The sequence below is a fragment of the Shigella sp. SIG3 genome (genome assembly GCF_053555855.1).
Window position 1 is genome coordinate 24,336 of sequence record NZ_JBQZXE010000013.1, and the last position, 12,875, is coordinate 37,210.

Below are 12,875 nucleotides of genomic sequence, written 5' to 3' on the forward strand. Positions count from 1 at the left end.
AAATCGCCTCTGTTATTGCCGCCACGGCATGACAGGAACCGCGCTAATCGCGTTTTTCGGCGAACCTTCTACAACTTTGTCGGAGTAAGCCAGATAAGCGAGCGCGTTGCGTTTGGCGTCATAAAAGCGCACGACCTGTAACGACTTAAAGACCAGGGACGTGCGTTTTTTGAATACTACCTCGCCCTGAGCTTTGCCGTTTTTAATACGATCCGACAGTTCAATCGGCCCGACTTGCTGACAAGAAATGGCCGCATCGGAGGTATCTTCTGCCAGGCCCAATCCCCCTTTAATACCACCGGTTTTCGCCCGGCTCACATAACAGGTGACATTTTTCACATCGGGATCGTCAAAGGCTTCCACAACAATTTTGTGATCCGGGCCGATCATTTTAAATACGGTGTCGACCGAACCAATCTCTTCTGCATGAGCCAATGGCCCCAGCATTATCAGGCTTAAAGACAGGATCAAATGCTTGTATTTCATATTGTTACCATTTTTATCTATTACACGAGCAATTAGTTCGTCACGGTAAATAACATATTGATTAAGAACAAAATCTCAATTCTTTTATTTCCGTCAGGCCCTAAAACATACTCTACTAAGAAAAAAACACTGAATGCTAAAACAGCAAAAAATGCTATTATCCAATTACCTGATGTCAGGTGCTCGTTGTTGAAAGGATGAGGATATTTTATGGATCAGGCCGGCATTATTCGCGACCTTTTAATCTGGCTGGAAGGTCATCTGGATCAGCCCCTGTCGCTCGACAATGTAGCGGCGAAAGCAGGTTATTCCAAGTGGCACTTACAGAGAATGTTTAAAGATGTCACTGGCCATGCTATTGGCGCGTATATTCGTGCTCGTCGTTTGTCGAAATCGGCGGTCGCACTACGCCTGACTGCGCGTCCGATTCTGGACATCGCGCTGCAATACCGCTTCGACTCTCAACAGACATTTACCCGCGCATTCAAGAAGCAGTTTGCCCAGACTCCTGCACTTTACCGCCGTTCTCCTGAATGGAGCGCCTTTGGTATTCGCCCGCCGCTACGTCTGGGTAAATTCACAATGCCAGAGCACAAATTTGTCACCCTGGAAGATACGCCGCTGATTGGTGTTACCCAGAGCTACTCCTGTTCGCTGGAGCAAATCTCTGATTTCCGCCATGAAATGCGTTATCAGTTCTGGCACGATTTTCTCGGCAACGCGCCGACCATTCCGCCGGTGCTCTACGGCCTGAATGAAACGCGTCCGAGTCAGGATAAAGACGACGAACAAGAGGTATTCTATACCACCGCGTTAGCCCAGGATCAGGCAGATGGCTATGTACTGACGGGGCATCCGGTGATGCTGCAGGGCGGCGAATATGTGATGTTTACCTATGAAGGTCTGGGAACCGGCGTGCAGGAGTTTATCCTGACGGTATACGGAACGTGCATGCCAATGCTCAATCTGACGCGCCGTAAAGGTCAGGATATTGAGCGATACTACCCGGCAGAAGACGCCAAAGCGGGAGATCGCCCAATTAATCTGCGCTGTGAACTGCTGATTCCTATCCGCCGTTAACGCTGCAGCTCATCTAATGCAGGGGCGTCCAGATGCGAGATGTCCCCTGCGGTTTCAACGACCCAGCCAGACGCCAGCCACAGGCTTTCCTGATAATCCACGCGCGAAATAGAACAGTTACGCAGACGTAAGCGGCGCTCTGCCCATGCTGGTAATCCGAGAATCGTACTCACCAGACATCCCAGTGCAATACCATGGCTCACCAGCAGCGGTCGGCTTCCCTGCGGTAAGTCCCGGCAAGATTCCAGTGCCGCATTGACGCGATCGCTGAGCTCCTGCATTGACTCGCCTTCAGGAATACGCCCGTCAACGGTGCCATTGACCAGCTGCCGACGCCAGTTCTCTTCTTCTTCGGTCAGAGAATCGATATGTCTTTTTTCCAGCACACCCATGTTTAATTCACGCAGGCGAGAATCAAAGATGATGTCACAGCCGCAGGCCTGGGCGATGATTTCCGCCGTACGCCGGGTGCGTCCTAAATCGCTACTGATAATATGCGTAATGCCAAGCTCTTTGGCACGGGTTGCCACCTGCATCGCCTGTTGCTCACCTTTGGCGGTCAGCGGGCTGTCAGACTGGCCCTGAATACGTCGCTCGGCGTTCCACTGCGTTTCACCGTGGCGGACTAGGTATACCTGTAACATGCTTTTTTTCCGTATACTGCTGTAACGTTAATTTTCTGAGTAATGCTGATTATGCACCAAGTTGTCTGTGCGACCACCAATCCCGCTAAAATTCAGGCCATTCTGCAGGCATTTCACGAGATCTTCGGCGAAGGATCCTGCCATATTGCATCCGTTGCCGTCGAGAGCGGTGTACCGGAACAACCCTTTGGCAGTGAGGAAACGCGCGCTGGCGCACGAAATCGGGTAGCAAATGCCCGCCGTTTACTTCCAGAGGCTGATTTTTGGGTGGCGATTGAAGCTGGCATTGATGGCGACAGCACTTTCAGTTGGGTGGTGATTGAAAACGCCAGCCAGCGCGGCGAGGCGCGTTCGGCAACTTTGCCGTTACCTGCGGTGATTCTGGAAAAAGTTCGTGAAGGCGAGGCGCTTGGTCCCGTGATGTCGCGTTATACCGGTATTGATGAGATTGGCCGTAAGGAAGGGGCGATCGGCGTGTTTACCGCCGGGAAACTCACTCGCGCCAGCGTCTATCACCAGGCGGTGATCCTGGCGCTGAGTCCGTTTCACAATGCCGTGTATCAGGCATTGTAGGACGGATAAGGCGTTCACGCCGCATCCGACATTCGGTGCACGATGCCTGATGCGACGCTGCCGCGTCTTATCAGGCCTACAAAATCAATCGCTTTTCAGCAACACCTCTTCCAGCCACTGACGCAGCTCCACGGGCGCGGCTTTCAGGCTGTTAGATCCACGCGTAATCGTCGCGATGCCCGCGCCGAGTTCATTTTTTAACTCACGCTGACTCATTTCGCCACGCAACAGCTCTTCGACAATACGCACGCGAGTCCCCAACGCTTCGCGCTCATCTGGCGTCAGCATCAGGTTTAACAACGGTAAATGGAGATCGTTTTGGTAGGCATTCTTAAGCAGGTCGACAAAACGTAACCACTCCTGGTGACGCTGTTCTGCCATCGCTGCTGAATAGGGTGATTGTTGGGCCATAATATGTCGCCATTGTTAGCGGGGGAAGCAAAATGACTCCCCCGGTTGTACTCGCTAAAGAGTACGATAGCATATCATAAACGTGCGGATCAGTAACGACGTCCCCATTCCGTGGCGCTCATCAACGTCGGTTTATCCCCCATGAAATAGCGGTAGTAAGCATCATAAGCCAGCACGTTCTTCACATAACCGCGCGTCTCGGAGAACGGAATACTCTCGACAAATGCCACAGCGTCGATACGCCCGGCGCTGTTGCCAAGCCAGGTTCGCACCCGTCCAGGTCCGGCGTTATAAGCTGCTGAGGAGAAAATACGGTTATTGCCAAACTGCTGATAAACATATTGCAGGTAACTGGTGCCAATGTTGATGTTCGTTTCCGGATCCAGCAATTGCCCAGGGCTGCTATAACCAGGAATAGAGAACATCTTCACCGTATGGGTCGCTGTACCAGGCATAATCTGCATCAGGCCGCTGGCCCCTACCGGTGATTTCACTTTCGGATTCCAGGCGCTCTCCTGACGGGCAATCGCCATCGCATAGCTTTGCGGGATCTCTTTCCCACTGGTGTAACGTTTGAAAAGATCGTTGTAAGCCAGCGGGAATCGCTCTTCCAGATGATCCCAAAGCTTCCCGGCGATCGTTGCCTGAACGCTAAGATCCCACCATTGGTTATTGAAAGCATACCGAGCCAGTTGAGCCTGCTCTGTTTTTGACTTGCTCTTCACCAGATTGGCCCACTCGCTACGCGCGGTATTATCGAGATTCCAGTACATCAACTCGCGCACGCGCGCCATCTCCGGCCCCTGAGTCAGGGTGCTGTCAACATTCTGCGGCGCTTTATCAATCTTCAGCTCATACTCTTCACCGATGCGTTGTGCTGCAACCATCGGGTAGAAACCACGCTGTTGCATGAGTTGATGCAAAATCTCTTTCGCTTCAGCTTCACGTCCGCGTTCCAGCAATAAATCCGCCTGCCAGTAACGCCATTCATCTTTCTCTTTTGCTTCCATCGGCAGACGCGCCAGCCAGGTATTCAGGCCGCGACGATCGCCGGTGCCAAGCGCCATTCGCACACGGCGTTCAATCAACGACGTGGATTGCGAGCGCATAATGGCGTCATCGCGCCATTTCGCCTGCTCATCGGTGACATCATTGCCCATCAAACGCCAGGCGACGATATCGCGCAGCTCCTGAATCTCATCTTCATTAAGCTGCTGCGCCTGGGCAAGCGACGGGATCATCAGCCGTGCATTTTCGGCATCCTGCCGCGCCACACTGGCAAACGCCACCGCCGCCATTTGACGGGTAAAATCGGTCGCGCCGGTTGTACGCGCGAAGGTCAGTACCGTATTAGGGTTGTTCGCCAGTGAAATGATTGCCGAGGCGATAGTCTGGTAATCGGCAGGCATCTGCCCTGCCAGCACTGTTACCAGGCCTGTGTTACCCGCTTTCATCGCCAGACGGATACGCTCTAAATACGCCAGCGGATCTTGTTTACCTGACGCACGCCAGACGCTAAATAACTTGTCACAGGCGTTAGGCTGGCTCTTGCCGGTTAGCCACAGCTCTTTCGCCCCTTGCCAGGCTTCTTCACTCTGCCCGGTGTTCCATTTCGCATAGTAGTAATTACATTGCGCTTCGGTAGTTCCGGGCTTTTCCGGGCTAAAGGCTAACAAGCCACGCCAGTCTTCACGCCGCGCCAGTTCATTGACGAAACGAGATTGCAGCGTGCGAGCGGGAGGAAGCGTGGGGTTAGCGCGAACAAAGTTAGTGACCGTCACCGCCGGTTGATTCATCAGGTCATCGGTGATCTGGCGGTATTCCAGGTAGGGATAAAGCGGATAATCCTTCAGTCCAGGCATCATTTGTTCGACCACATCCATCTGTCGATTATCCCAGGCCTGCTTGATTTGCGCGTAACGGCTACGCTGCTCATCCAGTGAGTCGGCTCGCGCCACGCTGCTGACCGTCAGCAGACAGACACCGGCAGCCAACAGCCGCCAGGTAACTTGTTTGGCTTTTTCCACAAGCGCATCCTCTAAGTGTAAATACATCAATGCAGCGTCATACCGCGTAATAGATTTATGCTAACCAGTCATTGCCGTTTACGCCACGTTACGGACACTTTTTTACTTTTACTGCGAAGGTGATCGACCAACTGGGATTAGGCGGGGAAACAGGCTACACTTCGCCTTTGAAAACTCATCATCACGATAAACATAGAGGCGAAGTCCAACGTGGCTCAATTCGTTTATACCATGCATCGTGTCGGCAAAGTTGTTCCGCCGAAACGTCATATTTTGAAAAACATCTCTCTGAGTTTCTTCCCTGGGGCAAAAATTGGTGTCCTGGGTCTGAACGGCGCGGGTAAGTCCACCCTGCTGCGCATTATGGCGGGCATTGATAAAGACATCGAAGGTGAAGCGCGTCCGCAGCCAGACATCAAGATTGGTTATCTGCCGCAGGAACCGCAGCTGAACCCGGAACACACCGTGCGTGAGTCCATTGAAGAAGCGGTTTCAGAAGTGGTTAACGCCCTGAAACGCCTGGATGAAGTGTATGCGCTGTACGCCGATCCGGATGCCGATTTTGACAAGCTGGCCGCTGAACAAGGCCGTCTGGAAGAGATCATTCAGGCTCACGACGGTCATAACCTGAACGTACAGCTGGAGCGTGCGGCGGATGCGCTGCGTCTGCCAGATTGGGACGCGAAAATCGCTAACCTCTCCGGTGGTGAGCGTCGTCGCGTGGCGTTGTGCCGCCTGCTGCTGGAAAAACCAGACATGCTGCTGCTCGACGAACCGACCAACCACCTGGATGCCGAATCCGTGGCGTGGCTGGAACGCTTCCTGCACGACTTCGAAGGCACCGTGGTGGCGATTACTCACGACCGTTACTTCCTCGATAACGTTGCAGGCTGGATCCTCGAACTGGACCGCGGTGAAGGTATTCCGTGGGAAGGTAACTACTCCTCCTGGCTGGAGCAGAAAGATCAGCGTCTGGCGCAGGAAGCTTCACAAGAAGCGGCGCGTCGTAAGTCGATCGAGAAAGAGCTGGAGTGGGTACGTCAGGGAACTAAAGGCCGCCAGTCGAAAGGTAAAGCACGTCTGGCACGCTTTGAAGAGCTGAACAGCACCGAATACCAGAAACGTAACGAAACCAACGAACTGTTTATTCCACCTGGACCGCGTCTGGGCGATAAAGTGCTGGAAGTCAGCAACCTGCGTAAATCCTACGGCGATCGCCTGCTGATTGATGACCTGAGCTTCTCGATCCCGAAAGGGGCGATCGTCGGGATCATCGGTCCGAACGGCGCGGGTAAATCGACCCTGTTCCGTATGATCTCCGGTCAGGAACAGCCGGACAGCGGCACCATCACTTTGGGTGAAACGGTGAAACTGGCATCGGTTGATCAGTTCCGTGACTCAATGGATAACAGCAAAACCGTTTGGGAAGAAGTTTCCGGCGGGCTGGATATTATGAAGATCGGCAACACCGAGATGCCAAGCCGCGCCTACGTTGGCCGCTTTAACTTTAAAGGGGTTGATCAGGGTAAACGTGTTGGCGAACTTTCCGGTGGTGAGCGCGGTCGTCTGCATCTGGCGAAGCTGCTGCAGGTTGGCGGCAACATGCTGCTGCTCGACGAACCAACCAACGACCTGGATATCGAAACCCTGCGCGCGCTGGAAAACGCCCTGCTGGAGTTCCCGGGCTGTGCGATGGTTATCTCGCACGACCGTTGGTTCCTCGACCGTATCGCCACGCACATCCTGGACTACCAGGATGAAGGTAAAGTTGAGTTCTTCGAAGGTAACTTTACTGAGTACGAAGAGTACAAAAAACGCACGCTGGGCGCAGACGCGCTGGAGCCGAAGCGTATCAAGTACAAGCGTATTGCGAAGTAATGCGTAAAATGCCGGATGCGGCGCGAACGCCTTATCCGGCCTACAAAACCAGCAATTTCAATACGTTGTAAAACTGTAGGCCTGATAAGACGCGGTAAGCGTCGCATCAGGCATTGAGCACCGAATGCCGGATGCGGCGTGAACACCTTTTCCGGTCTACAACAGCCTTAGCATCCTCAATTTCGTGGCGGGTCACCCGTGCAGGTTTTTTCAAACCTTGTTTAATCTCGACAGCCTCTTCCAGAGAGGTTTTCAACTCATCAAAAAAACTCATTTTATACCTCGCCTTTGAGCAGTTTCGTCACGGTTATCCTTGCTCCCCCATCATCTCCCGCACCAGCTCCACGCAGCGCAGGAAACGGCTGTCGTAATCGTCCTCTTCAACCCGCACGAATTCGATATTGTTCTCTTCCAGCATCTCCACCAGCAAGTTCTGGAACTCTTTGCGATCCACCGAACTGCCGAGGCTGCGTAAACCATCCGCCACCCACGGCGTGTTGTTCTCCAGCAGGATCACCAGATCGAAACGGTATTCATCAATCAGCGCCTGCACGAACGGATGCTCACGCCCTTCGTACTTTTTGCAGAACGCCTGGGTAGTGACAAAATCGGTGTCAATAAACGCCACTTTATTGGCGTATTTCACTGCAAAATCAATGTATTGTGCGTGGCCCAACGCGATTTTATCGTAGTCGGAATACTGCAATGCGATCTCATCACCGCCGAGGTGTGAAAAGACATAATCGCGGCCATATTCCCACGCACTGGTGGTGTTGAAGATATTGGCAAGTTTGTTTACCAGGGTGGATTTACCGCTCGACTCGCCGCCAAGGATCGCCACGGTACGCACAAAAAACGGCTTCACTTCGGTAGGAATATATTCCCAGTAGCGGAACGGGTTTTCGCGGATCTGCGCACCGCTGATACTCATAAAGGTACGTTTCGGATCGACCAGCACCGTCTCGATCCCCAGATGTTCCATATACTGTGGCGCATCGGCTTCTTCCGAGGTGTAGATCAGGTCCGGCTGGATCCCCTTTTCAGCCATAAACTTTTTGATGCCGTTGCTCCACACATCCCAGCCATGCGGATACGGCTCCATGCCCTCTTCGTTGAAAGCATGAATACGGATATTTTTCTGATATTTAAAGGTTTGCAATAGCCAGCGCAGACGATCCGGCACCGTGGGCTGCTGCGACATGGCGCTGTCTTCAAACAACGCGCGGTCGCGGGTATCGTCAAAACCCATAATGATATGCAGCTCGTCAACCTGGCTACAGGCGCGCTGGATAAGGTAGATATGTCCGGTATGCAGCGGGTAGAACTTACCGAATACGACACCAATGGTTTTCTTCTGCCGGGGAAATTCAAGCCCCAAAAAACGGTGCAATGCCTCCAGCTTTTGCGCGCTGGGGCTTTTAATTTTGGCATTCAGTAACTGGCTTAAATACCCTTTGGTCATACCGCTGGCATCAGCTACCTGCTGTAGCGTGCAGCCCTGTTGCTTGATGGCAGTTTTCAGGTAATCAAATGACGACATATCTCCCTCCGTATCTCTCATTATAAGTCGTCGAACACGCTAAGCGCGTCGGAGAGTTTTTTAACGCCAAAAATCTGCATCCCTTCCGGCGCTTTTTTCGGTACGTTAGCCGCCGGAACAATCGCCCGGCGAAAACCGTGTTTCGCCGCTTCAGAAATCCGCTCCTGGCCACTGGGCACCGGGCGGATCTCCCCTGCCAGCCCGACTTCACCAAACACCACCAGATCCTGTGGCAGCGGTCTGTCACGCAGGCTGGAAACCATCGCCAGCAGTAACGCTAAGTCGGCGCTGGTTTCGGTTACCTTCACGCCGCCGACCACGTTCACAAACACATCCTGATCGGCCATTTGCAGACCACCGTGACGGTGCAAGACAGCCAGCAGGATTGCCAGACGGTTTTGTTCCAGCCCCACTGCCACGCGGCGCGGATTCGCCATTATCGAGTGATCGACCAGCGCCTGAATCTCCACCAGCAACGGACGCGTTCCTTCCCACACCACCATCACGGAGCTGCCGGAGGTCACTTCATCTCCGCGACTTAAGAAAATTGCCGAAGGGTTGCTGACTTCACGCAGCCCCTGTTCGGTCATCGCGAAGACGCCCAGCTCATTCACCGCGCCGAAGCGGTTTTTATGGCTGCGTAAGGTGCGAAAACGAGAGTCGGCATCGCCATCCAGAAGCACCGAACAGTCGATACAGTGTTCCAGCACTTTCGGGCCAGCCAGCGAACCATCTTTGGTTACGTGTCCAACCATGACAATCGCCACACCGCGCGTTTTGGCGAAACGCGTCAGATAAGCCGCCGTTTCACGCACCTGCGCCACGCTACCAGGCGATGATTGTACATCCGCCATATGCATCACCTGGATCGAGTCAATTACCATCAGCTTCGGTTGCTCTTCTTCGGCAATCAGGCAGATCTGCTCGATGCTGGTTTCCGACAACATATTGAGATTGTCAGTCGGCAGGCCAAGGCGATGAGCGCGCATTGCCACCTGTTGCAGCGACTCTTCGCCGGTGACATACAGCGTTTTCATCTGCTGGGCCAGTTTGCACAGCGTTTGCAGCAACAGCGTGGATTTCCCCGCACCAGGGTTACCGCCAATCAGAATGGCACTTCCTGGCACCACGCCGCCGCCTAGTACGCGGTCGAACTCTTTAAATCCGGTGGAAAAACGCGGCAGCTCTTCAAGGCTGATATCGGAGAGTTTCTGGACTTTTGCCACCCCGGCGCTACCGGCATAGCCGCTGAGACGCTCGTTACGCGCCACCGTTGGCGACGCAGCAAGACGCACCTCGGTGATGGTGTTCCAGGCATGACAGGCACTGCACTGCCCCTGCCAGCGCGGATAATCGGCCCCGCATTCATTACAAACAAAGGCGCGTTTTGGAGCTTTTGCCACGGTGTACCTCGTTAATGCTGTGCCGCCCGCAGGATGACGGGCAGGCAATTACTTCTGATTCAGGCTGCCAGAGAGGATGCAGAATACCCCCATCAGGTCAGCGTGACGGATGGTGACTTCCGCCTTTTCATTCACTTTTGGCTTGGCATGGTAGGCAATCCCCAGCCCTGCTGCTTTGATCATCGGCAGGTCATTAGCTCCATCGCCAATCGCCACGGTCTGCGCCAGCGGGATTTCATACTCCTGCGCGAGGCGAGTCAGAGTTTTCGCTTTGTACTGTGCGTCTACGATGTCGCCGATCACATTGCCGGTAAATTTACCGTCCATGATCTCCAGTTCATTGGCTACCACGGCTGTCAGGCGCAGCTTGTCGCGCAGGTATTCAGCAAAGAAAGTAAAGCCGCCGGAGGCAATCGCCACTTTCCAGCCCAGCGTTTCCAGCTTGAGCACCAGCTGCGTTAAGCCTGGCATCAGCGGCAGATTTTCACGCACCTGTTGCAGAATATTGGCGTCAGCGCCTTTCAGCGTCGCCACGCGGCTGCGCAGGCTGGCGGTAAAATCGAGTTCGCCGCGCATCGCCCGTTCGGTTACCTCCGCTACCATCTCGCCCGTTCCGGCCAGCTTGGCAATTTCATCAATACATTCAATCTGGATGGCGGTGGAATCCATGTCCATCACCAGCAAACCCGGCGTGCGCAGGTGCGGGATTTTCCCCAGCGGGGCGACATCCAGCTGCGCTTCGTGGGCCAGGCGTGTAGCCCGTGCGGTGAGTGAACCTGCCAGACGAATCACCTGATAATCTTCCACGCACCAGGCGGCAACAATCACCATCGCCGCACCCAGTTTGCTCTGGTATTGGGTCAGACGCTGTTTATCCAGCCCACGACCATACAGCAGCCAGCCGCTACGAGCTGCGTGGTAATCCAGTGGCATCACTTCATCACCACTTAATGAAAGAGGCAGACCCGGCCATAAAGAGACATCTTCAGGCAGGTCGCACCAGGTAATGTTAGGCATTAAGGCTCCTGTAAAATCGTTCGAAGCAGGGAAAATAACGCATGAGGCTACCTTGTATCCATTGCTTCTGGCAACATTAAGTCTCAAATTTTCAAAGGGTGGAAGATGGCTCGCACAAAACTGAAATTCCGGCTACATCGGGCAGTGATTGTCCTGTTCTGTCTTGCCTTGTTAGTGGCACTGATGCAGGGAGCGTCATGGTTTAGTCAAAACCACCAGCGACAGCGTAATCCACAGCTGGAAGAACTGGCCCGCACCCTGGCGCGTCAGGTGACGCTGAACGTTGCACCGCTGATGCGTACCGACTCACCGGATGAAAAACGCATTCAGGCGATCCTCGATCAGTTAACGGATGAAAGCCGTATCCTCGACGCGGGTGTGTATGACGAACAAGGCGATCTTATCGCACGTTCTGGCGAAAGCGTCGAAGTGCGCGATCGGCTGGCGCTCGACGGTAAAAAAGCAGGCGGCTATTTTAACCAGCAGATTGTCGAGCCAATTGCGGGTAAAAACGGACCGCTCGGCTATCTGCGCCTGACACTCGACACCCATACGCTCGCCACCGAAGCCCAACAGGTGGATAACACCACTAACATTTTACGCCTGATGTTGCTGCTCTCACTGGCAATCGGCGTAGTGCTGACCCGCACGCTGCTACAGGGTAAACGCACCCGCTGGCAGCAATCGCCCTTCCTGTTAACCGCCAGCAAACCGGTGCCGGAAGAGGAAGAAAGCGAGAAAAAAGAGTGACCCATTACTACAAGAAAGGAAATCGTTATGTCCACATTACGCCTGCTCATCTCTGACTCTTACGACCCGTGGTTTAACCTGGCGGTGGAAGAGTGTATTTTTCGCCAAATGCCCGCCACGCAGCGCGTTCTGTTTCTCTGGCGCAATGCCGACACGGTAGTAATTGGTCGCGCGCAGAACCCGTGGAAAGAGTGTAATACCCGGCGGATGGAAGAAGATAACGTCCGCCTGGCGCGGCGCAGTAGCGGTGGCGGCGCGGTGTTCCACGATCTCGGCAATACCTGCTTTACCTTTATGGCTGGCAAGCCGGAGTACGATAAAACTATCTCCACGTCGATTGTGCTCAATGCGCTGAACGCGCTCGGCGTCAGCGCCGAAGCGTCCGGACGTAACGATCTGGTGGTGAAAACCGTCGAAGGCGACCGCAAAGTCTCAGGCTCGGCCTATCGCGAAACCAAAGATCGCGGCTTCCACCACGGCACCTTGCTACTCAATGCCGACCTCAGCCGCCTGGCAAACTATCTCAATCCGGATAAAAAGAAACTGGCGGCGAAAGGCATTACTTCAGTGCGTTCCCGCGTGACCAACCTCACCGAGCTGCTGCCGGGGCTCACCCATGAGCAGGTTTGCGAGGCCATAACCGAGGCCTTTTTCGCCCATTATGGCGAGCACGTGGAAGCGGAAATCATCTCCCCGGACAAAACGCCAGACTTGCCAAACTTCGCCGAAACCTTTGCCCGTCAGAGTAGCTGAGAGTGGAACTTCGGTCAGGCTCCGGCATTCTCGCATCTGCTGGATGAACGCTTTAGCTGGGGCGGCGTGGAACTGCATTTCGACGTTGAAAAAGGCCATATCACCCGCGCCCAGGTATTTACCGACAGCCTCAACCCCGCGCCGCTGGAAGCCCTCGCCGGGCGACTGCAAGGCTGCCTGTACCGCGCGGATATGCTGCAACAAGAGTGCGAAGCGCTGTTGGTTGACTTCCCGGACCAGGAAAAAGAGCTACGGGAGTTGTCGACGTGGATAGCGGGGGCGGTAAGGTAACTCGCTGATTAAAATATCCAAG

The 12,875-nt window shown here is 54.1% G+C and carries 12 protein-coding genes and 1 pseudogene; 5 read left to right on the forward strand and 8 right to left on the reverse strand.

Annotation, left to right across the window (positions count from 1 at the left end; all coding sequences use genetic code 11):
- Positions 1-12: 12 nt before the first annotated feature.
- Entirely contained in the window at positions 13-486 is a 474-nt protein-coding gene (gene creA / locus ACUU1I_RS04735) for a protein CreA (protein WP_000875487.1), read from the reverse strand.
- A gap of 210 nt (positions 487-696) precedes the next feature.
- Here creA and robA point away from each other — a divergent pair, with 210 nt between their 5' ends.
- A complete protein-coding gene (robA, locus tag ACUU1I_RS04740; RefSeq protein WP_000371675.1) occupies positions 697-1,566 on the forward strand; it encodes an MDR efflux pump AcrAB transcriptional activator RobA in 870 nt (289 codons plus the stop codon).
- On the opposite strand, the gene gpmB is transcribed toward robA, so the two are convergent.
- On the reverse strand, positions 1,563-2,210 hold the full coding sequence (gene gpmB, locus ACUU1I_RS04745; RefSeq protein WP_000942344.1) for a 2,3-diphosphoglycerate-dependent phosphoglycerate mutase GpmB: 648 nt from the start codon (positions 2,208-2,210) through the stop codon (positions 1,563-1,565). The two genes, robA and gpmB, sit on opposite strands and share 4 nt — an antisense overlap.
- A 51-nt stretch (positions 2,211-2,261) precedes the next feature.
- On the opposite strand from gpmB, the gene yjjX reads away from it, so the two are divergent.
- On the forward strand, positions 2,262-2,783 hold the full coding sequence (gene yjjX / locus ACUU1I_RS04750; protein WP_001341279.1) for an inosine/xanthosine triphosphatase: 522 nt from the start codon (positions 2,262-2,264) through the stop codon (positions 2,781-2,783).
- 84 nt (positions 2,784-2,867) lie between these two features.
- Here the strand turns inward: yjjX and trpR are convergent, their stop codons facing one another.
- Both trpR and sltY read right to left on the reverse strand, forming a co-directional pair.
- Complete coding sequence (trpR, locus tag ACUU1I_RS04755) at positions 2,868-3,194, reverse strand: trp operon repressor (protein ID WP_000068679.1); 327 nt, start codon at positions 3,192-3,194, stop codon at positions 2,868-2,870.
- An 89-nt stretch (positions 3,195-3,283) separates the two neighbouring features.
- Complete coding sequence (sltY, locus tag ACUU1I_RS04760; protein ID WP_005065895.1) at positions 3,284-5,221, reverse strand: murein transglycosylase; 1,938 nt, start codon at positions 5,219-5,221, stop codon at positions 3,284-3,286.
- Positions 5,222-5,431: 210 nt separating this feature from the next.
- Between sltY and ettA the strand changes: the two genes are divergently transcribed.
- Positions 5,432-7,099, forward strand: a complete 1,668-nt coding sequence (gene ettA / locus ACUU1I_RS04765) for an energy-dependent translational throttle protein EttA (protein ID WP_000046749.1) — start codon at positions 5,432-5,434, stop codon at positions 7,097-7,099.
- Between the two features lie 106 nt (positions 7,100-7,205).
- Here the strand turns inward: ettA and nadS are convergent, their stop codons facing one another.
- The 4 genes from nadS to serB are packed head-to-tail and all read right to left on the reverse strand — an operon-like array spanning position 7,206 to position 11,059.
- A complete protein-coding gene (gene nadS / locus ACUU1I_RS04770; protein WP_000007444.1) occupies positions 7,206-7,373 on the reverse strand; it encodes a NadS family protein in 168 nt (55 codons plus the stop codon).
- Between the two features lie 33 nt (positions 7,374-7,406).
- The gene (nadR, locus tag ACUU1I_RS04775) at positions 7,407-8,639 is read right to left on the reverse strand and encodes a multifunctional transcriptional regulator/nicotinamide-nucleotide adenylyltransferase/ribosylnicotinamide kinase NadR (RefSeq protein ID WP_000093812.1); all 1,233 of its coding nucleotides are present in this window, start codon (positions 8,637-8,639) and stop codon (positions 7,407-7,409) included.
- 20 nt (positions 8,640-8,659) lie between these two features.
- Complete coding sequence (gene radA, locus ACUU1I_RS04780) at positions 8,660-10,042, reverse strand: DNA repair protein RadA (protein WP_005053736.1); 1,383 nt, start codon at positions 10,040-10,042, stop codon at positions 8,660-8,662.
- A 48-nt stretch (positions 10,043-10,090) separates the two neighbouring features.
- A complete protein-coding gene (gene serB / locus ACUU1I_RS04785) occupies positions 10,091-11,059 on the reverse strand; it encodes a phosphoserine phosphatase (protein WP_001132940.1) in 969 nt (322 codons plus the stop codon).
- Positions 11,060-11,164: 105 nt separating this feature from the next.
- Between serB and ACUU1I_RS04790 the strand changes: the two genes are divergently transcribed.
- Positions 11,165-11,809, forward strand: a complete 645-nt coding sequence (locus ACUU1I_RS04790) for a YtjB family periplasmic protein (protein ID WP_000124615.1) — start codon at positions 11,165-11,167, stop codon at positions 11,807-11,809.
- A 27-nt stretch (positions 11,810-11,836) separates the two neighbouring features.
- A pseudogene (gene lplA, locus ACUU1I_RS04795) lies at positions 11,837-12,853 on the forward strand (lipoate--protein ligase LplA).
- Positions 12,854-12,875 lie beyond the last annotated feature (22 nt).